The organism is Streptomyces sp. NPDC051664, assembly GCF_044453545.1.
GTDB lineage: Bacteria > Actinomycetota > Actinomycetes > Streptomycetales > Streptomycetaceae > Streptomyces.
Genome location: NZ_JBITCU010000014.1, coordinates 93,197 through 115,251, shown reverse-complemented (window position 1 = coordinate 115,251; position 22,055 = coordinate 93,197). Strand labels below are relative to the sequence as shown.

Sequence of the window (22,055 nt, the reverse complement as noted above, 5' to 3'; positions counted from 1 at the left end):
AGCCTCGGCCGACGGGCGATCAGGGGGACGGGGCGACCGCGGTCAGCCGATGGTGTCGGGCACTCGTACGCGCGCGGCGGTACGGCTGACGACGTCGTCCGTGCTGACGCCGGGAGCCGTTTCGACGAGAACGAGACCGTCCTCGGTGACGTCCAGGACGCCGAGGTCGGTGATGATGCGGTCGATGCATGCCCTGCCGGTCAGGGGCAGGGTGCAGGCCTCGACGACCTTCGGGCTGCCGTCCTTGGCGCAGTGGTCCATCACGACGATCACCCGCCGGGCGCCGTGGATGAGATCCATCGCACCGCCCATGCCCTTCACCATCTTGCCCGGGATCATCCAGTTGGCGAGGTCTCCGGCGGCGGAGACCTGCATGGCCCCCAGAATCGCGGCGTCGATGTGACCGCCCCGGATCATCCCGAAGGACAGTGACGAGTCGAAGAAGCTCGCGCCCGGCAGCACCGTGACCGTCTCCTTGCCCGCGTTGATGAGATCCGGGTCCACATCCGCGTCGGCGGGGTACGGGCCGACGCCGAGGATGCCGTTCTCCGACTGAAGCACCACGTGCACCCCTTCGGCGATGTGCTCGGGCACCAGCGTGGGCAGTCCGATGCCGAGGTTCACGTAATCGCCGTCCTGGATCTCGGCGGCCGCGCGTGCAGCCATCCCGTCCCTGGTCCAAGCCATCAGCGCCGCACCGTCCCTCGTACCGGAGGCGCGGACACAGTGCGCCGTTCGATCTGCTTGTCCTCGGCCTGCTCCGGCGTCAGTTCGACCACCCGCTGGACGAAGACGCCGGGGAGATGGATCTCGTCCGGGTCCAGCTCGCCGGGCTCGACCAGCCGCTCCACTTCGGCGACGGTGACGCGGCCGGCCATGGCGGCGAGCGGGTTGAAGTTGCGGGCCGAGCGGTGGAAGACGAGATTGCCGTGACGGTCGCCCTTGGCGGCGCGGACGAGTGCGAAGTCGGTGGTGATGCCGTGCTCGAGCACGTGACGACGGCCGTCGAACTCGCGTATTTCCTTGGGCGGTGAGGCGACTGCCACGGTGCCGTCGGGTGCGTAGCGCCAGGGCAGGCCGCCGTCGGCGACCTGGGTGCCGACCCCGGCAGGGGTGAAGAAGGCGGGGATGCCGCAGCCGCCGGCTCGCAGGCGCTCGGCGAGCGTGCCCTGCGGCGTCAGCTCGACCAGCAGTTCCCCCGAGAGGTACTGGCGGGCGAACTCCTTGTTGTCGCCGACGTAGGAGCCGGTGACACGGGCGATGCGACTCGCGGCGAGGAGGATGCCGAGGCCGCCGCCGTCCACGCCGCAGTTGTTCGACACCACGCTGAGCCCGCTCGCGCCGGTCGCGTACAGCGCCTGGATCAGCACGTCGGGAACACCGCTGAGGCCGAAGCCGCCCACGGCCAACGATGCTCCGTCCATGACGCCGGTCAGCGCCTCCTCGGCGGTGGCGACCACCTTGTCCATGTGCACTGCACTCCGTTCGGGTCCGGCGGACCGCCGGACCGGCGTCATCCTCGGTTCGTGTGATCCTGTGTGGGGCCTGTGCCGTGCCGTCAGCACTGGAGCACGGCCCTCAACGCGCCGAGCAGCTCGGCGCGGGCTGCGGAGCCGGCCTGCGGTGCCCGGGAGGACCGCCAGGCGATGTGTCCGTCCGGGCGGACGAGCAGGCAACCGTCCTCGGCCGTCCCCGATGCCCGGCGCCACTCGCCGTAGGCGTCGCGGCTGTTCTCGGAGCCGATGCGCACGCACGTCAGCGGAATTCCCAGGGTGTCCCCGCATTCGGCCGCCGCGGCCTCCCACATGCCACCGGACAGCCCGGTCAGCACGGTGAAGGTGCCCTTGCCGACGATGTCCAGCGTGGACAGCCGGTTGCCGTCGCCGTCGACGAGCCAGGCGTGCGGCAGTTTCGCACCGGGCCGGGTCGAGGGCTGGTGGAACAGCTCCGGATCCCGTGCCCACACCTCGTCGGCGTCGCCGTCCGGGACGACCGCGGGAGAGACGTAACGCTGGTTCATCTCGACGCCGTGGGCGTTGAACTCGTAGTTCTTCAGCTGGATGGCCTCTTCCAGCGCCTGCCGCCGCTTGGTGCCGTCGGCCGTCTCGCTGCGGCATGCGGCGAGGCCGCCCGCGATGTCGTCCTCCTCGCTGTACTCGTCGAGTCCGAGCGCCTGGAAGATCGGGCCGAACTGGTCGCGGCTGAGGTTGGCGCGGTCGACGATCTGCTTGCCGACCGGCGCCCGCTCGGCGGTGTACGAGTCCAGCAGCCCGGGCCCGGCCTGACCGCGGATGACCATGGCGAGCTTCCAGGCCAGGTTGTACGAGTCCTGGATCGAGGTGTTGGAACCGAGGCCGTTGGACGGCGGATGCCGGTGCACCGCGTCCCCGGCGCAGAACACGCGCCCGGCCGAGTAGGTCGTGGCGTAGCTGTGGTTGACCGTCCACAGCGAGCTCGACGTGATCTCGACGGGGATGTCCCGGTCGCCGATGAGGTCGTGGACGATGTCCCGGGCGGTTGCTTCGTCCATCGCGGGCGGGGGCTGGTCGATGTCGTATCCCCACACCAGCAGCCATTCGTTCCATGGCCGCACCATGCGCACCAGGCCCATGCCGATGCCGCCCATGTGGGCGCCGGGACGCATCACCCAGTACAGAACGCTCGGGCGGTGGGCCACGTGCCGGGAGAGATCGGCCTTGAAGGTGATGTTCATGCTGCCGGCCTTGCCGCTCTGCCCGGCGATCGGCAGCCCGATCTGCTCGGCCACACTGCTGCGGCCGCCGTCCGCGCCGATCAGATAGCGGGCGCGCACGGTGAACTCGTCTCCGCGCAGCCGGTCCCGGAGCCGTGCGGTCACTCCGTCGGCGTCCTGTTCCAGGCTGAGGAACTCGGTGTCGAAACGAACCTTGGCGCCCCGCTCCGCGGCGTTCTTCACCAGGATCGGTTCCAGATAGGTCTGCGGAAGGTCGATCATCTGCACGGGGCTGGCGGCGCCGTACTCGGTCGCCGCGTGCGGGCCGGTGCCCCAGCTGCGGATCCGGCCGATCTCCTCGCCGGCCAGGGCGGTGCACAGGACGGTGTCGCCCATGAGTTCGGCTGGGCTTCCGGCCGCGGTGGCTTCGGCGTCGACGCCGAGGTCGCGCAGCACCTCCATGGTGCGCTGATTGGTGATGTGCGCGCGGGGGGTGTTGGCCAGCCAGCCGTACTTGGTGACCAGCAGGGTGCGGATGCCGTACGTGGCCAGAAGCAGGGCCGCGGAGCCGCCGGCGGGGCCGCTGCCGACCACAAGGACGTCGGTGTCGTAGGAGTGGGTCGATTCCATGGGACTGCTCCTCGTCAGCTTGCCGGTGCGTCGGCGATGCGGGCGATGCGGAAGGTGAACTGCAGGCTGCGCCACTCCCCGTCGACGGCGCGGCCGTCCGGGGTAGGGCCGGTGCGGGGCGCGAAGTCGATGACGAGGCCCTCCTTGACGCCGAACACGGTGTCGGAGTCCAGGTAGGGGCCGCCCTTCACGAACAACTGGGTGACCAGGCGCCGGTGGCCGGGTGCGGAGATCATGAAGTGGAGGTGGGGAGCACGGTAGGGATGACGGCTGACGGCCTGGAGCATCTGCCCCACCGGACCGTCGTCCGGGATCGGATACTCGGCCGGCAGGATCGTCCAGAAGCGCAGCCGTCCCTCGTCGTCCGTGCGCAGGCGCCCCCGCAGTACCGGGCCTTCGCGCTCGGGCAGCTGGACGTCGTAGAACCCGTCCTTGTTGGCCTGCCACACATCCACGACGGCGTCCGGCAGGGGGTGGTCGTCCGTGTCGGTGATGCGGATGTCGGCCCACAGGGGAGTGCCGGCGACACCCCGTGAGATGTCGGCGCCCTGTGCGGTCTCCGGGGGGCCGTCCGTGTAGAACGGTCCGAGCACCGCGGACGGTGTGGTCTCGGGGGTGCGCGAATTGGTGAGCAGGTCGACGATGCTGGAGACCCCGAGCGTGTCGGACAGCAGCACGAACTCCTGACGGGTGCTGGTGCAGATCTGCCCGGTGCGGGTCAGGAAGTCGACGGCGTGCTGCCACTCCGATTCGGTGACGTCGTTGCTCGTCACGAAGTGGTGCAGGTGCCGTACGAGGTCACCGAGCAGCTGCCCGACCCGCGGATCCGGTGCGTCGGCGAAGCTCGCCACCACCTGCTCGGTCAGGCGCTCCAGGTCCGCAGTCGCACCGCGTGCCGGGGGAGCCTGCACCGCGGGAGCTGCCGGACGGCGGCCCCGCCAGGCATCCTGCAGCAGGCTCTCGATGCCCTGGTACGTCAGCTCCCGGGGGTTCGGGTACGGCGTGGCGACGGCCAGCCGCGCGGCCTCCGGCAGATCCGCTTGCGCCATGCCCAGCCGGTCCAGCGAGGTGGGGCCTCCCACGGAGGCGATCAGGTCGAACACCCCGCTCGGGGCGTCCGCCACACCCAGTGCTTCGGCGATCCGGCTCATGACGTCCCTGGCCGCAGGGGCGTTGTAGGCCATGGCGTGCGGCAGGATCACCGCGTGTGTTTCGGCGTGCGGCAGGCCGAACGTACCGCCCAGTGTGTGGCACAGCTTGTGATGGAGTCCCATGCCGACGGAGGCCAGGCAGGTACCGGCCAGCCATGCGGCATGCAGAAGGTCGGCGCGTGCCGCGGTGTCGGACGGCTCGGCGACGAGCGCCGGCAGGGCGCGGGCGATCCTGCCGACCGCGTCGAGCGCCATGCCGTCGATCACCGGGTTCGCCTGCGGCGAGTACAAGGCCTCCACGGCGTGGGCGAGGGCGTTGACTCCGCTGGTGACCGACATGCCTACCGGCAGGTCACGGGTGAACTCGACGTCGTAGACGACGGTCTCGGGCAGAATCGCGGGCGAGGACTGGGTGACCTTGCGTCCGGCCTGCGTCTCGCCCAGCACGGGGGTGACCTCGGAGCCCGCGTATGTGGTGGGAAGGATCAGCTGCGGGAGATCGGTGCGCAGCGCCAGTGCTTTGGCGAGCCCTGTCGTGGAACCGCCGCCGACAGCCACCAGACAGTCGGCGGAGTGTTCCCGGAGCACGTCGAGCGCTCGCTCGGTCACCTCCACCGGGGTGTGCATCGCGGCACCGTCGAACTCCGCCACGGTGAGGTCCCCGAGGACGTCACGCACACGGGCGGCAGCCTTGGCCACCGCCGGGCCGGCCAGGAGCAGGACGCGGGAGCAGCCGAGCCGCTCGACTTCGTCGCGGACCTGACCGACCGTTCCCGTGCCGAAGATGACCCGCGAGGGGTGGGAGGTGTGGACGAAGTTCCTCATCGCTTTCCGCCTTCGCATGTGCCGTGGGTCCTTGGATGTCTGCCACCGAGTGTCGGGGCCGTGGACATCCCGTTTCCTGCACGTTTCGCGCGTATCTTCTGCCGGATTGGCGCGGCGCCATGGTCGTGAGAGGGGCCGCGGACGGGTTTGCGCCACATCGGAAGGCGGAGCAGTGCGCATGCGGTGGGGCAGGCCGGAGTGAATGCGGCGGCGCGGGGCGCGGAATCGAAGGTCAGCAAGCCCGACGGAAGGCAGCAGGGGTCGTGCCCAGCTTGGCGCGCATCACGCGGGTCAGGTGCTCCTGATGGGAGAAGCCGCAGTGGGCGGCCAGGTCGGCTATGGGCAGCGTTGTGGTGCGCAGCAGCCGACGTGCGTGGTCCAGCCGCAGTTGGAGCAGGAACTGGTGGGGTGACTTACCGGTGCTGGCTCTGAACTGCCTGCTGAACTGGCTCGCGCTCAGACCGGTGGCCGAGGCCAACTCGGCGACGGGCAGCGGCTCGGAGAGCCGTGTCTCCATCAACTCACGTGCGGACATGAGCTGTCGGCTCGTCAGACCTGATGACGCGCTGTCGCGGTCCATGGGCCGGCCGGCCGCGTGTGCCCGGGCGAGCTGAGCAGCGAGCGTGCCCACAAGGTGATCCACGTAGGTACGGGCGGAGGGCTCCCGGAGCCGCACGACGCCGTCCAGTGCCAGGACGAGTTGCTCGATCAGCGGATCGGAGCTGCCCAGCTCCTCGGCGAGTTCCACCGTCCCGCCCTCACCGTGCGCTTCCTGCAGGACCGAGTCGCTGAGATAGAGGTGGACGGTGTCGAGTCCCCCTTGGAGCTCCACGTCCAGCGCGCGGCCCGCGGGGTGGAGGAAGATCCCCCCGGCCGGAATCCGCTGGGCCCGCATCGACCGGCTGATGCGGCGCCGGACGGTCACCGGGCCGCCCAGGTGCAGGATCAGCAGGTGGGTGGGTGCAGCCTCGAATGTGGCGCGATACGGCTGTTCCCGCTGGGTGGAGACGTAGACGTGCTCCCATCCCAGTCCTGAGCTGGTCCGCTCCGGGCTGACCCCTGGCCGGCGCAGGATGCCAGTGGTGTCGAGGAGTCCCAGCTCAGGCATCGCTTCGCCCGAGGTTGAAAGTCCCATGCGATTCTCCCGTGCGGTCCGCGCCGTATTAGTTTTATTGAATGTTGGATCATTGTGATGTATTCCCTGCCGGGCCGCCAGGGCCTGCCCACTGATCCGGTCGGCCATCGGCGAGCGTTTGCCCGAGTCGCACAGGTTGCCGCCGCCGCGGCGGCCCCTTCCGACTTGAAACCCGACGTCAGCACCCCTGACACCTCTCGTGTGCTGAGCCGCGCGGGCAGGCCGGCGACGGCAACAGGTGAGGGGCGGGGCGGGCCCCCGCCCCTCACGGTCGACCTCCGGCCGGACCAGGCCGGCGCCTCGCGGATCGGTGCGCTGTCCTGGAGCGCTCCTACCGTTGCTCAGCAGCTCACAGGCTTCATCCAGGAGCATTCGAGGTCGGTGCGCCCGGACTGCTCATCCCTGGCAGCGGGCGCATCGGTCGAGGCACGGTCGGACCGGGCCGTACCTTGCGTCTGCTGTGCGCCCTCCACGCTGTAGCCGGCGAGCGCCGCTCCGACCGCATCCTCGATGTTCTTGACCGAGCTCGCGACGTAGTTGTTGCTGACGAAGCTGAAGACGAGCTTCCGGCCGTCGGCGTCCGTGACATAGCCGGAGAGCCCCGAGACGCCGGTCAGCGAGCCGGTCTTGCCGTGCAGATTGCCCGCAGCCGAGGTCCCGCACATGCGGGAGCGCAGCGTCCCGCCGGTCATCCGGTCGGACACGCAGGCGATCGGCAGGGCGTCGTACCACTCCTGGAACCACGGTTGATGGCGTGCGGCGACCAGCAGTTCGGTGAACTGCTCGGTGGACACCACGTCCATCCTCGACAGGCCGGAGCCGTCCATCTGACGCAGGTCAGCGGGGTCCAATCCGAGGGTACGCAGGTGGTCGGCGATCGCCGACAGCCCGGCCGACCAGGTGCCGCTGCCCTTCACCTCGTAACCGATGGTCTTGACCAGCACCTCGGCATGGTTGTTGTTGGACAGCTTCAGAAACGGCGTCAGAAGATCCTTCAGAGGCATCGACGGATGGGAGGCCAGTGTCGTGGCACCTTGCGGAACGGCCTCGCCCAGCACCGTCCCTCGGGTGACCTTCACTCCGTGTGCGGCCAGCGCGTCCGCGAAGACGGCGGTCGCATAGCCTGTGGGCTCCCAGACGCTGGTCCACGACGTGGCGGGTGCGCTCTCGACGGGGATCTTCCCGCTGACCACGATGGTGTTGCTGCCGTGCATGCGATCGACGGTGATCGTACGACTCTCACCGGCGGCGACCGTGGTGGCACGGTTGTCGATGCGGACGTAGTCGTTGGACGGGGTGACTTTCACCGCGGGCGCTGCACCGGGCGCGGAGCCCGGGGTCACCGAGAGGAGCACGGTGCCCGCGTCGTAGTCGGTGTCCGGGGCCACCGTCAGTGGAGAGATCTGCGACGAGTAGTAGGCGGACTCGTCGTCGGCCGCCCAGGACGCGCCCAGCCGGTTGCTGTCGAACCGGGTGTCGTCAGCGACCAGTCGGCCGGTGATCCGGCGGATCCCGGATGCGGCGACCGTGGCGGCCAGCCGGTCGTAGTCCTCGGCCAGCATCGTGGGGTCGCCGGTGCCGCGAAGATACAGGTCGCCCCGGACCACGGACCCGTGGCGGGAGCCGTCCGCGAGTACATCGGTGCTGAACCGGTAGTCGGGGCCGAGCAGCGCCATGGCCGCGGTCGACGTCAGAAGCTTGGTACTGGATGCGGGCACCAGGCGGCCGTCGCCGTTGCGTTGATAGAGCGTCTGCCCGGTTTCGGCGTCCCTGACGACGACTCCGGCCTGGGCGCCGTTCAGCCGTGTGTCGCTGAGAATCTGGTCAAGGGTCTGCGACAGGCCGGGCGCCGGGGCGTCGGCCCCGGCCGGGGCTCCTGAGGTGGCGGTGAGTGCCAGGCTCGCGGCGACGGCCCAGAGCAACGCCCGATGGCGGAATCTTCGGTGAATCGTTGGCATGCGCATGGAAAGAGATGATCAGGCATCCGGATCCTAGGCGGAAGGCCTACGTCGTTCGGATCCGGGGGCAACCGGGTCGGGGTGCAAAGGGGAGGCAGCTGGACCGGAGCCCTACTCCTGTCCGCAACCGGTACAGCTGCCCGTTCATGCAGTGAACAGGGTGGATCTGGAGGGAATCTGATGAGGATTCAGGGGGCATTGACTGATTCGACCGTCCCGGAATGCACCCTGCCCCCGCTCCGTCGCAACGTACCTGATGCGCGACGGAATTTATGCCGGGCCGAATCGATTACGAGGGCCGCGCAATGTGGGAACACAGCAGGCGTCAAGGGGTAGCGAGCTCATTCCGACTTACGGGGCGTGATTCAACACGGCGTCTCCTGTGATGAATCGATCGAGTTGGACAGGATTATGGGTGGAAGGAGTCGAGTGGTGGAATGTGCGTCTCTCGACTCCGTGGCACTTCCCCTTCTTCCAGCGATCTCTGTATCAACGCAGGGCGGCAAGTGGGGGGTTACCGTATTGCTTCCGGGGCGGGCGTGCGCACACCGCTGGTTTCGACGCGCAGGATCAGGATGGTTCGCATGAGCAGCCGAGGCGTCGACTGTCATCAAGAGCTGTCCCGCAACGCCGAGCAGAGGTCTCGCTGCATTGCTGCGGCCTGCCGTGTGACCGATTCCTGATTCCTCCGCGAAGCGGACGGGCCCAAGGGGTACTCGTCCGAAGAGGATGAAGAGAGGGATCTTGCGAAGCTCGCCCGCTTTGTTGAGAAGCTGAAGAAGATCGATTCAGCAGCCTTCGAAGGCTACGTCGGGTTCATCCGGCCGGAGCCCCTCGACATCCCTTAGCGATGGCGATCACGATGCGCCTCGTCCGGACGCCCGGTATGCAGCAAGCCGGTGGGCCGGGCGATGCTTCGCGGCGAGAGCGACACGGAGATCAGCCCCCGGCCCTCCATCGCCGGCACGCCGCTTGCGCTTCCGGACGGCCCCGGTGGGCGGGCAGGGCGTTTGCGCACCGTGACGGCCATGCCGAAGGCGTGCGGCACCTCCTGCGCCCATCGGGACCGTCGTTCGTGTGAGCCTGCGCGACCTGGCCGGAGTGCGGCCGCCTGTGCGCCGCAGCCGGTGGAGATGCGTGACGCGCTGTCGCCTCCCGCGGGGGGACGTCCGCCCCGACGAGGCGAAGGCATCGCTCGGCCGCCCGCCAATGTCTCGAATGTCCCAATTTTGGCAATAGAGATAAATTGCTCTCTTTGCTGGCGAATGCATGACTCGCACAGGCCGAGGTCCTGCCTGTCGGGCAAATCGCCCTTTTCGGACTAAGTGGCGAGAGTCACTTTCCGGGACCGCGGACGCGACGGCGTACCGCTCGGTTCCCTTCTGCGCGAAGGAATTTGGCTTCGCGGGCGGGCATGGATTGCCGATAATTCCCCGACTCGATCTTGTAAATGAATTGTGATCGAAAAGTGGGGGCTTGTTCAGGTCGGAGTTTCTCGCTTACGGTCACCGTCAATCCGGATGGAACGCCGAATCCTGCCGCCGTCCGGGAATCCGACCACTCACGTACGGCAGGAGCGGGGGACCCAGGTAAGCAGCCGATCCGGTATCCGGAACGGCTAGGGGTGAAGCCGTATTCCCATACGGCCAGGCAACTCCAGCCTGAACCCGACAGCTCACCTCGTAGGCGCCGGAGAGGAACGCATCATGCCCGCAACGGGTAACCACCGTCGTCGTAAGTCCGGTTCGCTGACTCGCGGCTTCATCGCCGTGGGCGCGGGCGGAGCCGCTCTCGCACTTCCTGTGATCGGTGCGACCGCTGCCTCGGCAGCGCCGGCGCAGTCCGTCGCCACCGTCGCAAAGACTGTGGCGCCTGCTGCGGCCCCTGCCAAGGGAATTTCCGCCGCGAAGGCTACGCCCTCCGTCTATTCCGTGATAGCCGGTGACACCCTTTACAAGATCGCCACTGGGCATTCCGTGACTGGCGGCTGGCAGCAGCTGTACCAGGACAATCGCGAGGTCATCGGAGCCAACCCCGCTCTGATCAGCCCGGGCATGAAGCTGACCCTCGGTGCCAAGGCCGAGACCGCGGCTGTCGAGTCCAAGCCGGCCGCGAGCAGTGCCACTCCCGCCGCCGTGAAGCCCGCGACGTACACGAACGACCTCGACGGCTGGATCAAGGAGTCGCTGGCCGTCATGGCGCAGCACGGCATCCCCGGCAGCTACGACGGCATCCACCGCAACATCATGCGCGAGTCCTCGGGCAATCCCAAGGCCATCAACAACTGGGACTCGAACGCCGCCAAGGGCACGCCGTCCAAGGGGCTCCTGCAGGTCATCGACCCCACGTTCAAGGCCTACCACGTGCCCGGCACGTCGATGGACCCCTACGACCCGGTCGCCAACATCACGGCCGCGTGCAACTATGCCGCCGCCAAGTACGGTTCGATCGACAACGTGTTCGGGGCGTACTGACGCCCGGTTGCGTTGATGCCGGTTCAGGAGTGACGGGTGGCGAGGTCCGAGGGGGCCTCGCCACCCGTTCCTGTCTCTGCCCGATGGATGCACACGCGACCGCCGCGATCAGCGGCGCGCGGGCGACCATCAGAAGTCGATCCGCATGACGGCCCGCCTGAGTGTGGGCCTGCTCACCTCGACGAACCCTGCGTCGGCGAAAACGTCACGGCTGCCGACGTGGAGTTCGCCCCAGGTGATTTCCACCCCTGGCCGCGTGATCATCGGGTAGCCCTCGATCGCGCGGGCCCCGCGGTCGCGCGCGAAGCCGATCGTGGCGCGCGCGAGTGCGTACGTGATGCCGCGCAGACGGAAGCCCTTGCGGGTGACGAAACAGGTCACGGCCCAGACGCTGTCGTCGGTCCTGTCCTCCTGCCGTCCGGTCCAGGGGACGCGGGCGCGGAGCAGGCGGGGGTAGGACGTCCGGGGCTCGATCGCGCACCATCCGACCGGCTCGTCGTCCAGATAGGCGACGAGACCGCTTGTCGAAGGAGCACCGGCATTTCCGCAACCGGTCTGCTCACGCAGGCGCTCGGCACGTTCGGCCAGGGGGACCGAACCCCACTGGGAGCCCCTGATCTTGAAGCGCTGGCACTGGCACATGGACGGATAGTCCGTGGTGCCGAAGATCGTCTGCAGGTCGTCCCACGATGCTTCGTCGGCGGGGACGATAGCGAGCTGGTCATCCGAGATCGGCTGGGCCATGCCTGACATCATCACCACCCCGCCGCTACCGGAACCGGCCTGTCCGAGAGTGTCGGTTTCATCGTGGCGGGTCCTCTCCGACGAGCCCGTCGATGGATTCGCGGATGAGGTCGGCGTGTCCGACATGGCGTGCGTACTCCTCGATGAGGTCGATCAGCAGACGCCGGAGACTGGGTGACTGCCCGCGGGAGTTGGTGAACGCCGCGAGGTGTCCGACGCCATGCTCGGCCAGCGCCTGCCGGACGTTGGCGCGGGAGCGGACCGCAGTGTCCTGCCAGAGCGCCATGAGCTGCTCGGGGGTGTCCCCGGCGGCCGAGGACCACTCCCAGTCGGGATCGGCGTCCCAGTCCACCGTGTCCCACGGGGGAGCCGGCTCCCGCCCGAGCAGCTTCTGGGACAAGACGTCGTCCTCCACGAGGGCCAGGTGCTTGAGCAGCCCGCCCAGGCTGATCTTCGAGGCGGCGGCCGTCGTCCGCAGACCGGCCGCGTCCAGGCCCGCGCACTTCCACGCCAGCGTCCTGCGCTGGCGTTCCAGGGAACCCACCAGGGTGTCGATCTCGTTGCCCGCGACCGGTGGTTCCTCGAGCAACGGCTCGTTGTTCTCGCTCATGGTGGGCAGGCTACGGTCCATTCCGGTCGATCTGCTTCCGGAATATGGGGAGTTGTTGTCGGAGCGCGAGGAGTCCCGATCGAATCCGTCCGAGCACCTCACGGGGCTACTGCATCGGCCGCGGATTCCAGCTTCCTCGCCTGATGTTCGCGACCCGTCATCGGACCCTGCTGCATGAGTCGGTGCTCGGTGCTCGGCTGCGGTCGAGCGGCACCGAGCCGGGACCGGCCCGCTGTGCGCTGACGCACGGCGTGGTGTGTCCGGGGCGTGCCGTGAGCGGGCGCAAGTTACCCGCAGGTATGTAGTGACTTGACACGCAAACGGCAGTAGAACCAGTTTCACTCCGTCGAGAGTGAGGCGTGTCACATGAGTGACTCTACCATGCATGATATAGGCCCCAAGGGCGTTTCGCGGCGAAGATTCATCACAGGAACTGGTTCTATTTTAGGAGCCGTGGCCCTCGCGGGTCACAGCACCCCGGCCCAGGCCGGGGTCGGCTCCGCAGCCGCTCCGATCGACTCCGGGGCCCATGTCCCGGCCCTCGTGATCGGCACCGGATACGGCGGATCCGTCGCCGCTCTGCGTCTCGCCCAGTCGGGCGTCGACGTGCACATGATCGAAATGGGCATGGCCTGGGACACCGCCGGCCCGGACGGCAAGATCTTCTCCAACACGACATCCCCGGACAGCCGGTCGTACTGGCTCCGCACCAGGACCAAGCAGCCCCTCAGCAACTTCCTCGGCTTCCCCATCGACAAGGACGTCACCCGCAGCACCGGAATCCTCGACGCCGAGGAGTTCAGCGGGATCACGGTCTACCAGGGCCGCGGCGTCGGCGGCGGCTCGCTGGTCAACGGTGGCATGGCCGTCACCCCCAAGCGCGAGAACTTCGGAGCCGTACTCCCGTCGGTGGACGCCGACGAGATGTACGGCATCTACTACCCGCGCGCCAATGCCGGCCTCGGGGTCGGCACCATCGATCCCGTCTGGTTCGAGACCGCCGCGTGCTACCAGTACGCCAGGGTCGGGCGTAAGCACGCCCAGCGTGCCGGCTTCCCGTTCGTCTTCGTGCCCACGGTGTACGACTGGGACTACATGAAGCAGGAAGAGGCCGGAACCGTTCCCAGGTCGGCGCTGGCCGGCGAGATCCTGTACGGCAACAACTACGGCAAGAAATCGCTGCAGAAGACGTACATCGACCGGATCAGGGCCACCGGCCGGGTCGTCATCTCGCCGCTGCACAAGGTCACTTCGGTCGCACCGGCGACAGGCGGCGGCTACACGGTCGTCATCGACCAGATCGACACCGGCGGTGCCACCACGGCAACCAAGACGGTGACCGCGGACCGGGTGTTCTTCGCGGCCGGCAGCGTGGGCACCAGCAAGCTGCTGGTCAAGCTGAAGGCCACCGGCGCGCTCCCCGTCCTGAACAACGAGATCGGCAAAGGGTGGGGCGACAACGGCAACGTCATGTGCGGCCGGGCCAACCACCTGTGGGACCCGACCGGCAGCCTCCAGGCTTCCATTCCCACGGGCGGTATCGACAACTGGGCCGCCGGTGGTGCGTTCGCCGAGGTCGCCCCGCTGCCCACCGGTATCGAGACGTTCGCATCGTTCTACCTGTCCATCACCAAGAACCCGAACCGGGCCGAATTCACGTGGAACGCCGCGACGGGCAAGGTCGACCTGAACTGGCAGACCGCCTGGAAACAGCCGTCCATCGACGCCGCCAAGACGATCTTCGACAGGATCAACCAGAAGGAGGGGACGATCTACCGGACCGATCTCTTCGGTACCTACAAGATCTGGGGCGACCACCTCACGTACCACCCGCTCGGCGGCGCGGTGCTGAACCGGGCCACCGACAACTACGGCCGCCTGCACGGCTACTCCGGCCTGTACGTCATCGACGGCTCGCTGATCCCCGGCAACACCAGCGTCAATCCGTTCGTCACCATCACCGCGCTCGCCGAACGGAACATCGAGAAGATCATCGCCACCGACCTGTGACGATCAACGGCCGGGCAGCGCACACACGGTGTCGAGGCCCAGCACATGGTTGAGCCGGCCGAACGCCAGCCATGATCCGATGCTCATGCTCAGCTCCACGATCTCGAGCTGGCTGTAGTGCGCGCTCATCCGGGACCAGAACGCGTCGTCGAGGTTGTGGTGATCGAGGGCGTACCGCTCGGCGTATTCGGCGGCCAACCGGGTCCGGTCGTCGAAAACGTCGGTGGTACGCCACCGGGCCACCGCGTCGGCGAAATCCTCCTCGACCTTCACGCCGTCCCGTTCGGTCCGCCAGTCGAGGCAGAAGACGCACCCGTTGATCTGGGCGATCCGCAACCGCGCAGCTTCGAACTCGCGCAGTCCCAGGGTCGTATGGGCGTACACCGCCAGCGAGAAGTTCGATGCGGCGATCCCGATCCCGGGCACCATCTCGCCCCACACGTACTCGATCGCGTCCTTGCCCTCGGGGATGTCGATGTTCAAGGTTGTCTCCTTCCGAGCCTGCCGACTGCGGGGCGCAGCGGGACGTCGAGCGCGTCGTAGAGTCCTGGTTCCGCATTCACGAGCCAGTCGATGGCGCTCACGAGCCGGCCCACCGCGGTGGCGTTCCCGCCCGCGGATCTGTTCTCGCCCTCGTCGGTGGCCTCGACCGTGACCTCGATGCGCGGGCGGCCCTCGATGATCACTCGATGTGCGCCGTCGCCGTCGGGCGGCGTCGGCCAGTCCGGTGCGCAGGAGGGGTGAATGCGCGTGATGTGCTCGATGACGATGCGGGGCTCGCCCCCGACGATGCCCTGCACTTCGAACCGCACCGCGCCCTGGGTGCCGGCCTCGAACGAGCCCATCGTCCTGGTGCTCACCGTGGCGTCGAGCGGGCGCCGGTCCAACGTCTCCCGGATGTCCTCGAGTTCGGCTCCCAGGGCCCTGGCCATCAGCCGTATCTGCCCACCCCACACCATGGTCGGGACGGTCGGTGCGAGCATCAGCGGTTCGTACTCCATCGGCTGGCCCATGCCGACCAGGTACCGGACCGATTCCTCCTGCTCGTAGGTGGAGTAGTCGAAGATCTCCTGACAGCGGATCACGTCAACGGAGGTGCCGAGGCCGCTGATCAGCAACGGGAGTACGTCATTGCCCCAGCCGGGATCGACACCGGAGACGAACAGCGAACCGCCACCGTCCGCGATGGCCGCCAGCACCGGATCACGCAGCTCCGGCGGGGCGCCCAGCTGGTCGTACAGGGCGTACAGCGCGGGGGTGACGACCACGGCCCCCGCACGGATCGCCCTGCTGATGTCGGCGAGGGCATCGTCGGGGCGGATGTCGCCGGACGCGGCGTACACCACGGCCCGGGGGCCGGTGGCCAGCACGGCACCGACGTCGTCGTCCGCCACGACCCCCAGCGGACGACCGAGCCCACCGAGCTCACCCGCGTCACGCCCCACCTTGTCCGGGTTGTGGACGAGCACGGCCGTGAGCTCGAGCGCCGGATGGGCCTCGACAGCGCGGATTGCGGCGCGGCCGACGTTGCCCGTGCCCCAGACCACCGTGGAAATCATGCGCGGAGGGTAGCGAGAGGGCCTATCAGTTCCTAGTGCCGTGACGCGACGAGTTTGCCGGGCGGGGACACGGGAGTCGGCCCCACCGGGACGCGGCTCGGGCTGCGCCCGCTACGTCGTCAGGGCAATGGCTGCACCGCGGCACCGGGTGTGCTGCGCACCGGGCTCGCGTGGTTGGTTCCGGTCACGCTGCCCCGGCCTCCGAACGACTGGGAGAGGTGTGCGGCGAGCGAAGTATGTGGGCTGAGCACACGGCCACGACGCAGAACCCGAGTGGCAGCAGAAAAGTCAGGTTGAGCGGCATGAAATGCGTCAGCGGTCCGATGACGGCGGGGCCGGCGAGCATACCGAGATAGCCCAGGCCGGCGACGCGCGAGACATTCCTTCCGGCGGCGCTCGGATCGGCGTGGCCCGCGGCGCTGAAGAGCTGGGGGATACAGCCGGACAGCCCGGCCCCGAACACGGCCCAGCCGGCCAGGGCCAGCGGGATCCACGTGGAGAAGGTGGCCGTCGTCAGACCGACCGCGGCCAGCGCCGCCCCGTAGCGAAGGATGGCCACCGGCCCGAAGCGCATGGCCACTCGGTCGGCCAGCAGTCGACCGATGGTCATGGCGGTCGAGAACGCGCCGTAGGCGAGAGCGGCGATGGCGGCGGAGGCGTTCAGGACATCCCGCAGATGCAGAGTGCTCCAGTCGTTGGCGACGCCTTCGCAGAGCATGAGCATCAGCGCGAGCGCGGCCAGCGCCCAGATACGGGGGGATGTCCGGTGCACCGGTTTCGTGGCGGGAGCCTCCGCGGCAGGCGAGGGGGCCTGTGCGGCCGGCAGGAGCCCGCGGGCGGCGAGCACAGCGACGGCGAGACCGAGAACGGCGACTGAGCCGAGGGTCACCGCCGGGCTCCAGCCCCAGCTGAGCGTGCACGCGCCGAGCAGCGCGGCAAGGACGCCGCCGATGGAGAACGTGGCGTGGAAGGCGGACATGACGGGGCGTCCGTAGCCCCGCTCGACCTGGATGGCGTGGGCGTTCATGCTGACGTCCAGACAGCCGTTGCCGAGCCCGAGCAGCGCAAGTGCCGCTCCCAGCGTCCACGCGTCCGTGGCCAGGCCCGGCAGGACCACGGCTGCGCTGCACAGCGCAGCGCTCAGCGGTACGACGGTGCGGGCGCCCCACCGATCGGTGAGCGGGCCCGTGATCCGCATCCCCGCGAAGGCTCCCGCGCCGAGGAGCAGCAGCAGCCAGCCGAGCACGGCATGAGTGATGCCCACGTGGCCCTCGACGGCAGGGATGTGGACGACCCACATTCCCAGGACGAAGCCGTTCAGGGCGAAGTAGGCGGTAGTGACCAGTCGGCCGGCCCGCAGTGATCTCTCCATGCCGATGAACATATCGAACATGTTTGATGTTTGAAAGATTGCATTTTGAACATCGATGGTGTTCTATCGCTGATGTGGCGAGTACGGATCGACTGAGACGGATCACCGAGGCGGTACGCGACGCGGGCAGTGCCGGCGTCGCGGAGTTGGCTGCCCTGACCGGCGCGTCGGAGATGACCATCCGCCGTGACCTGGAGACCCTGGCCGAGCAGGGCGTCCTGGAGCGGTGCCGCGGAGGAGCGAGGAGCCTGCTGCTGCGCGGCGACGAACCGCCCTTCGGGCTGCGGGCGACGGAGGGACTGGAGGCCAAGCGACGCATTGCCGCCGAGGCCGCCGGGCTGATCGCCGACGGGGAGTCCGTGGTCCTCGACAGCGGTACCACCTGTCTGGAAGTGGCCCGCGCGCTGGAGCACCGGCGCCTGACGGTCATGCCGCTCTCCCTGCACGCGGTGAACGCCCTGACCGGAGGGCCGGACCTCACGCTGCTGGTGCCGGGCGGCCGCCCCCGGCGGGGCGAGCTCGCACTCACCGGCCCGCTCGCCGAGGCATCGCCGGCCGCCCTGCGTTTCGACACCGCGGTCATCGGCTGCTGCGGACTGAACGCGGCGAACGGGCTGACGGCGTACGACTTGGACGACGCCGCCACCAAGCGGGCCGCGATCGCATCGGCCCGCCGGGTCATCACGGTCACGGACGGCGCGAAGTTGTCCCGTACCGCCCTTGCCTTTGTCGCGCCCGCCACCGCACTGCACGCCGTGGTCACCGACGAGACCGCGCCCGAGGACGAGGTCGACGCACTGGCCGCGGCGGGCGTGCACGTGCGACAGGTTTGACCTGGGCACGAGCTGAACGGTACGCGCCCCAGCGTTCCGTCTTGATGCTGTCCAGAATGTGAGTGCTCGACGCGTTGAGCGCACTGCGGAGCACATCATGGCCACGGACAGGGCGTGCGACCGACCGCTCTCGTGTCGCGTACCGCTCAGTTACCGCGTCGCGTCACTCGACTGTGCGCCCTCCCCATCGGACGTTCCGTCGGCCGACGAACAAGCAGAGCGAGCCGACTCAGCACAGCTCCGACAACGCGCACGCCAGCGGCTCCAGCGCGGTCGGTGTGTACGGCGGCCGCAAGTAGACGATCGCGAGCTCCGCGCCTGCCGCGTGGAGTGCCGCGGCTGTTGCGGCCGTCGCTGCCGGGTCGCCGGTGAACTGCACCTGGCTGGACAGCAGGATCTCTGCCGGGTCGCGACCGACGTCCGCGCAGTGCTGGTGCAGCACGTACCGCGCCCGGCTGAACTGTTCGAGTGTGCCACTGTCGAAGTTCCAGTGCTGGGCAAAACGGGCCGCGGTGCGGAGTGTGCGTTTCTCCCCACTGCCGCCGATGCAGATCGGCGGGTGCGGCTGCTGTACAGGCCTGGGGTTGCACCGCGCGTCGGTCAGTTCGTAGTAACTGCCCTTGAACGTGGTGGTCTCCTGAGGAGACAGAAGTCCGATGAGCACCTCGCAGGCCTCTTCGAACCGGTCGCTGCGCTGCCTGGGCGTGCCCAGCTCGATGCCGTAGGCGCCGGACTCCTGCTCGTTCCAGCCGGCGCCGAGGCCGAGCTCCAGTCGGCCTCCGGAAATGATGTCAAGCGTGGCTGCCATGTTGGCCAGTACCGCCGGATGCCGGTAGTGAATGCCGCTGACCAGTGTGCCCATCCGCAGTCGTCTCGTCGCCTGTGCAAGTGCGGTCAACGTGGTCCAGCCCTCAAGACGGGGGTCGGCGGGGGAGGAGGTGTGGGTCGGGTAGAAGTGGTCGGAGGTCCAACCGGACTCGAAGACCTCGATGTCGTCGGCCGCCCGCCATACATCGAGCATGGCGTCCCAAGTGGTGTTCTGGGGCGAAGTCTTGAAGGCGAATCGCATGGCTCCAAGCTAAGGCTTGTCCCTTAAATGATCTTTGGCTGGGTGTGGACGCGGTCGGTGGCCGGTCCGGCTGCTCGCATATCCGGCGAGGTCGAGGTTGTGCAGGCGGGCGATGCCGAGCAGCACCTGGTCCTCCGGCGGAAGGCCCACAGGCGCCCTTTCGGACCGGATCTGCACCTTAACGGTGCAACGTAGTCACCGGCTTGCCGAAAGGACGCGGGCTCAGCCCGGTGAACGGGGCTGTCCGGACGCCTCAGGCATTCAGCGCGTCAAATTCGGCCGCGATCGGGCGACTTCGTTGTCGAACACGGACTCCTCGATTTGAGGTGCTCGACGAGGGCGAATGCGGCCGGAACACCATGACTGACGACCTTGGCGCCGACCTGGCTGCTTGACGGCAATTGGCGGAACAGCCCGTTCGCAGTAGCTGTTCCAGCCGCAGTCGTGCTGCTGTCTGATCTGACCAGGTACGTCACGACAGATGCGTACACGATTCCACTGCCGCTCGGGTGATCTTCGACTACGACACGAGCGGCTCGCGATCATCAGTTCGGCGGCGCTGAAGAATAGCTCTACCCGTTCCTATGGGTGATGTGACACGTATGCAATTGAACACACCCACGACATGCGCGTAATTGCGATGTGTTTACTTCAAGTTCCGCAAGGAAGGTCCTCTGGTGAGTCGCAAAACCATCCGTAATTCCCGGCTGAAAACAACCACGTTGGTATCGGCGAGCACACTTGCCGTAGTGCTCAACGTTGTTCCGAGCACGGCGGCCGTCGCCGACGCGATCTACAAGTCTGCTACCGAGCACAGCCTCGGACTGCCTGGCCCGAACGGGGCTATTTCCGCTGACCGGGACCGTGACAAGCACAAGCACAAGGACAAGCACCGTGGGCCGAAGGGAGATCGAGGAGAGAGGGGTCCGCAGGGTCCACCGGGTGCCCAGGGCGGTACGGGCGCGCAGGGTCCGCAGGGCGACACGGGCGTTGGTGTGCAAGGCCCGCAGGGCACTCAAGGTGGTACCGGTGCGCAGGGGGCCACGGGTGTTGGTGTGCAGGGTCCGCACGGCACCCAGGGCGACATCGGCGTCGGCGTGCAAGGCCCGCAGGGTGACACCGGTCTGCAGGGCGGTATGGGTGCCCAGGGTCCGCAGGGCGACACGGGGGTTGGTGTGCAAGGCCCGCAGGGTACCCAGGGCGACATCGGTGTCGGTGTGCAAGGCACTCAAGGTGGTACCGGTGCGCAGGGGGCCACGGGTGTTGGTGTGCAAGGGCCGCAGGGTACCCAGGGCGACATCGGTGTCGGCGTGCAGGGCACTCAGGGTGACACCGGTCCGCAGGGTGGCACGGGTGCGCAGGGCGACACGGGTCTTGGTGTGCAGGGTCCGCAGGGCACTCAGGGTGACACCGGTCCACAGGGTGGCACGGGTGCGCAGGGCGACACGGGTCTTGGTGTGCAGGGTCCGCAGGGCACTCAGGGTGATATCGGTCTGCAGGGTGGTACGGGTGCCCAGGGCCCGCAGGGTACCCAGGGCGACATCGGCGTCGGCGTGCAGGGCACTCAGGGTGACACCGGTCCGCAGGGTGGCACGGGTGCGCAGGGCGACACGGGTCTTGGTGTGCAGGGTCCGCAGGGTACCCAGGGCGACACTGGCGTCGGCGTGCAGGGCACTCAGGGTGACACCGGTCCGCAGGGTGGCACGGGTCCGCAGGGCGACACGGGTCTTGGTGTGCAGGGCCCGCAGGGCACTCAAGGTGACACCGGTCTGCAGGGCGGTACGGGTGCCCAGGGCCCGCAGGGTACCCAGGGCGACATCGGCGTCGGCGTGCAGGGCACTCAGGGTGATATCGGTCTGCAGGGCGGTACGGGTGCCCAGGGCCCGCAGGGTACCCAGGGCGACATCGGCGTCGGCGTGCAGGGCACTCAGGGTGACACCGGTCTGCAGGGTGGCACGGGTGCCCAGGGCCCGCAGGGCGACACGGGGGTTGGTGTGCAAGGCCCGCAGGGTACCCAGGGCGATACCGGCGTCGGCGTGCAAGGCCCTCAAGGCCCGCAGGGTGACCCGGCGGCCGTCGGCACCGTTTACGTCACGGTCGCCGACACCGCAACCCCTAATCTGTCGACGGCTTCCTGCAATCCCGGCGACGTCGCCGTCGGCGGCGGCTGGGACACTTCGGTCGATACGGTCGTCAACTATGATGGGCCGATCCCCGCCACGGAGGGTGCCGCACCCACTGGGTGGCAGGTCACGAGTGACTCAGGAGTCCCTCTCACCGCCTACGCGATCTGCACGGCGACACCGTGACCACGTGTGAGCGACGACGTGAGGGAGCACGTCAGTCATTGCTGTCTTCTGCCGCTGCGGATTCCGCTGCGGCGGCGGCCGATTCGGCGGCATCCACGAGTCGCTTCATGCGGGTGACCTCTGCGGGGTTGGTCGTGACGGGACGGTCGGCACTTCCGCTGCCCTTGTCGTCACCGCCCTGACTGCAGCCGGTGACGGCAGTGAGAAGCAGGAGGGTGGCCGCGACAGCGGCGGCGGTGCTGCGGGCCATCAGTTCTCGCTCCCGTTGTTGTCGGCCTTGCACCAGGTCTTGACCGCGGTCAGGTCCTTCTGGCGCTTCTCGAGGGTGGGAACTAGGGAGCGGCGGAAGGTGAGCTTGTCGTTGAGGTAGGTCTCGATCTCGGTGTGACCGGCTGTCTTCGCGTTTTCCACCCGCTTCGCCAGCCGGGCGATGGAGCCGCGCCGCGTCGCGTCCGCGCCGAGGCGCTTCAGGGCTCGTTCGAGACGCTTCTCGACCTTCGGTACCCGCTTGCACAGCGCGTGCGCTCCGTCTCCGGTCGGCGTGGCGTTCGGCGCCGGCGTTCCGCCGCCGGCCGAGGCTGTGCCTGCGGCGGCGAGCAGTGCGCTGACGGCGGTGAGAGCCAGGGCAGCGGTCTTGGCGGTCCTCATGACGGTGTCTCCTCCGGGAGCGGGTGCGAGGCCCAT

At 68.3% G+C, this 22,055-nt stretch carries 18 protein-coding genes, 1 pseudogene and 1 riboswitch; of the genes and pseudogenes, 3 read left to right on the top strand and 16 right to left on the bottom strand.

Going from position 1 to position 22,055, the window contains the following annotated elements:
* Positions 1 to 42: 42 nt before the first annotated feature.
* The 6 genes from ACIA8E_RS25200 to dacB form a co-directional block, all read right to left on the bottom strand.
* Complete coding sequence (locus ACIA8E_RS25200) at positions 43 to 687, bottom strand: CoA transferase subunit B (protein WP_399301581.1); 645 nt, start codon at positions 685 to 687, stop codon at positions 43 to 45.
* Positions 687 to 1,469 carry a CoA transferase subunit A gene (locus tag ACIA8E_RS25195; RefSeq protein ID WP_399301580.1) on the bottom strand — a complete coding sequence of 261 codons (783 nt, stop codon included), beginning with the start codon at positions 1,467 to 1,469 and terminating at the stop codon, positions 687 to 689. The genes ACIA8E_RS25200 and ACIA8E_RS25195 overlap by 1 nt, the downstream gene beginning before the upstream one ends.
* 89 nt (positions 1,470 to 1,558) lie before the next feature.
* On the bottom strand, positions 1,559 to 3,322 hold the full coding sequence (locus ACIA8E_RS25190) for an FAD-dependent oxidoreductase (protein ID WP_399301579.1): 1,764 nt from the start codon (positions 3,320 to 3,322) through the stop codon (positions 1,559 to 1,561).
* A gap of 14 nt (positions 3,323 to 3,336) precedes the next feature.
* Entirely contained in the window at positions 3,337 to 5,298 is a 1,962-nt protein-coding gene (locus ACIA8E_RS25185; RefSeq protein ID WP_399301578.1) for a maleylacetate reductase and hydroxyquinol 1,2-dioxygenase domain-containing protein, read from the bottom strand.
* A gap of 232 nt (positions 5,299 to 5,530) precedes the next feature.
* Entirely contained in the window at positions 5,531 to 6,433 is a 903-nt protein-coding gene (locus tag ACIA8E_RS25180) for a helix-turn-helix domain-containing protein (protein ID WP_399301577.1), read from the bottom strand.
* A gap of 341 nt (positions 6,434 to 6,774) precedes the next feature.
* On the bottom strand, positions 6,775 to 8,397 hold the full coding sequence (gene dacB, locus ACIA8E_RS25175; protein ID WP_399301576.1) for a D-alanyl-D-alanine carboxypeptidase/D-alanyl-D-alanine-endopeptidase: 1,623 nt from the start codon (positions 8,395 to 8,397) through the stop codon (positions 6,775 to 6,777).
* Between the two features lie 1,510 nt (positions 8,398 to 9,907).
* Positions 9,908 to 10,093: riboswitch (cyclic di-AMP (ydaO/yuaA leader) on the top strand.
* A 4-nt stretch (positions 10,094 to 10,097) separates the two neighbouring features.
* Here dacB and ACIA8E_RS25170 point away from each other — a divergent pair.
* Complete coding sequence (locus ACIA8E_RS25170) at positions 10,098 to 10,865, top strand: transglycosylase SLT domain-containing protein (RefSeq protein WP_399301575.1); 768 nt, start codon at positions 10,098 to 10,100, stop codon at positions 10,863 to 10,865.
* A gap of 129 nt (positions 10,866 to 10,994) precedes the next feature.
* Here ACIA8E_RS25170 and ACIA8E_RS25165 read toward each other — a convergent pair whose 3' ends face one another.
* Positions 10,995 to 11,609: a GNAT family N-acetyltransferase gene (locus tag ACIA8E_RS25165; protein ID WP_399301574.1), complete on the bottom strand. Its 615-nt coding sequence runs from the start codon at positions 11,607 to 11,609 to the stop codon at positions 10,995 to 10,997.
* A 58-nt stretch (positions 11,610 to 11,667) separates the two neighbouring features.
* Positions 11,668 to 12,219 carry a DinB family protein gene (locus ACIA8E_RS25160; protein WP_399301573.1) on the bottom strand — a complete coding sequence of 184 codons (552 nt, stop codon included), beginning with the start codon at positions 12,217 to 12,219 and terminating at the stop codon, positions 11,668 to 11,670.
* 366 nt (positions 12,220 to 12,585) lie between these two features.
* On the opposite strand from ACIA8E_RS25160, the gene ACIA8E_RS25155 reads away from it, so the two are divergent.
* Complete coding sequence (locus ACIA8E_RS25155; RefSeq protein ID WP_399301572.1) at positions 12,586 to 14,229, top strand: GMC oxidoreductase; 1,644 nt, start codon at positions 12,586 to 12,588, stop codon at positions 14,227 to 14,229.
* A gap of 3 nt (positions 14,230 to 14,232) precedes the next feature.
* On the opposite strand, the gene ACIA8E_RS25150 is transcribed toward ACIA8E_RS25155, so the two are convergent.
* The 3 genes from ACIA8E_RS25150 to ACIA8E_RS25140 form a co-directional block, all read right to left on the bottom strand.
* Positions 14,233 to 14,712 (bottom strand): carboxymuconolactone decarboxylase family protein, encoded by a 480-nt coding sequence (locus ACIA8E_RS25150; protein WP_399301571.1) that lies wholly within the window; start codon positions 14,710 to 14,712, stop codon positions 14,233 to 14,235.
* Positions 14,709 to 15,788, bottom strand: a complete 1,080-nt coding sequence (locus ACIA8E_RS25145; protein WP_399301570.1) for a dihydrodipicolinate reductase — start codon at positions 15,786 to 15,788, stop codon at positions 14,709 to 14,711. The genes ACIA8E_RS25150 and ACIA8E_RS25145 overlap by 4 nt, the downstream gene beginning before the upstream one ends.
* Before the next feature lie 184 nt (positions 15,789 to 15,972).
* On the bottom strand, positions 15,973 to 17,160 hold the full coding sequence (locus ACIA8E_RS25140) for an MFS transporter (protein ID WP_399301569.1): 1,188 nt from the start codon (positions 17,158 to 17,160) through the stop codon (positions 15,973 to 15,975).
* A 74-nt stretch (positions 17,161 to 17,234) separates the two neighbouring features.
* On the opposite strand from ACIA8E_RS25140, the gene ACIA8E_RS25135 reads away from it, so the two are divergent.
* A complete protein-coding gene (locus ACIA8E_RS25135) occupies positions 17,235 to 17,993 on the top strand; it encodes a DeoR/GlpR family DNA-binding transcription regulator (protein WP_399301568.1) in 759 nt (252 codons plus the stop codon).
* A 229-nt stretch (positions 17,994 to 18,222) separates the two neighbouring features.
* On the opposite strand, the gene ACIA8E_RS25130 is transcribed toward ACIA8E_RS25135, so the two are convergent.
* From ACIA8E_RS25130 to ACIA8E_RS25110, 5 genes and pseudogenes are all read right to left on the bottom strand, one after another.
* Positions 18,223 to 19,062 (bottom strand): LLM class F420-dependent oxidoreductase, encoded by an 840-nt coding sequence (locus ACIA8E_RS25130; RefSeq protein WP_399301567.1) that lies wholly within the window; start codon positions 19,060 to 19,062, stop codon positions 18,223 to 18,225.
* A gap of 117 nt (positions 19,063 to 19,179) precedes the next feature.
* Positions 19,180 to 19,288 (bottom strand): annotated as a pseudogene (locus ACIA8E_RS25125) (IS5/IS1182 family transposase); the annotation flags it as partial.
* Between the two features lie 346 nt (positions 19,289 to 19,634).
* Complete coding sequence (locus tag ACIA8E_RS25120) at positions 19,635 to 21,113, bottom strand: hypothetical protein (RefSeq protein WP_399301566.1); 1,479 nt, start codon at positions 21,111 to 21,113, stop codon at positions 19,635 to 19,637.
* 289 nt (positions 21,114 to 21,402) lie between these two features.
* Entirely contained in the window at positions 21,403 to 21,621 is a 219-nt protein-coding gene (locus ACIA8E_RS25115) for a hypothetical protein (protein ID WP_399301565.1), read from the bottom strand.
* Complete coding sequence (locus ACIA8E_RS25110; protein WP_399301564.1) at positions 21,621 to 22,019, bottom strand: hypothetical protein; 399 nt, start codon at positions 22,017 to 22,019, stop codon at positions 21,621 to 21,623. The genes ACIA8E_RS25115 and ACIA8E_RS25110 overlap by 1 nt, the downstream gene beginning before the upstream one ends.
* Positions 22,020 to 22,055 lie beyond the last annotated feature (36 nt).

Bases quoted from the DNA above. Each gene is read 5' to 3' on its own strand.
- ACIA8E_RS25200 (WP_399301581.1), bottom strand. From the start codon at position 687: ATGGCTTGGACCAGGGACGGGATGGCTGCACGCGCGGCCGCCGAGATC.
- ACIA8E_RS25195 (WP_399301580.1), bottom strand. From the start codon at position 1,469: ATGGACAAGGTGGTCGCCACCGCCGAGGAGGCGCTGACCGGCGTCATG.
- ACIA8E_RS25190 (WP_399301579.1), bottom strand. From the start codon at position 3,322: ATGGAATCGACCCACTCCTACGACACCGACGTCCTTGTGGTCGGCAGC.
- ACIA8E_RS25185 (WP_399301578.1), bottom strand. From the start codon at position 5,298: ATGAGGAACTTCGTCCACACCTCCCACCCCTCGCGGGTCATCTTCGGC.
- ACIA8E_RS25180 (WP_399301577.1), bottom strand. From the start codon at position 6,433: ATGGGACTTTCAACCTCGGGCGAAGCGATGCCTGAGCTGGGACTCCTC.
- dacB (WP_399301576.1), bottom strand. From the start codon at position 8,397: ATGCGCATGCCAACGATTCACCGAAGATTCCGCCATCGGGCGTTGCTC.
- ACIA8E_RS25170 (WP_399301575.1), top strand. From the start codon at position 10,098: ATGCCCGCAACGGGTAACCACCGTCGTCGTAAGTCCGGTTCGCTGACT.
- ACIA8E_RS25165 (WP_399301574.1), bottom strand. From the start codon at position 11,609: ATGGCCCAGCCGATCTCGGATGACCAGCTCGCTATCGTCCCCGCCGAC.
- ACIA8E_RS25160 (WP_399301573.1), bottom strand. From the start codon at position 12,219: ATGAGCGAGAACAACGAGCCGTTGCTCGAGGAACCACCGGTCGCGGGC.
- ACIA8E_RS25155 (WP_399301572.1), top strand. From the start codon at position 12,586: ATGAGTGACTCTACCATGCATGATATAGGCCCCAAGGGCGTTTCGCGG.
- ACIA8E_RS25145 (WP_399301570.1), bottom strand. From the start codon at position 15,788: ATGATTTCCACGGTGGTCTGGGGCACGGGCAACGTCGGCCGCGCCGCA.
- ACIA8E_RS25140 (WP_399301569.1), bottom strand. From the start codon at position 17,160: ATGGAGAGATCACTGCGGGCCGGCCGACTGGTCACTACCGCCTACTTC.
- ACIA8E_RS25130 (WP_399301567.1), bottom strand. From the start codon at position 19,062: ATGCGATTCGCCTTCAAGACTTCGCCCCAGAACACCACTTGGGACGCC.
- ACIA8E_RS25115 (WP_399301565.1), bottom strand. From the start codon at position 21,621: ATGGCCCGCAGCACCGCCGCCGCTGTCGCGGCCACCCTCCTGCTTCTC.
- ACIA8E_RS25110 (WP_399301564.1), bottom strand. From the start codon at position 22,019: ATGAGGACCGCCAAGACCGCTGCCCTGGCTCTCACCGCCGTCAGCGCA.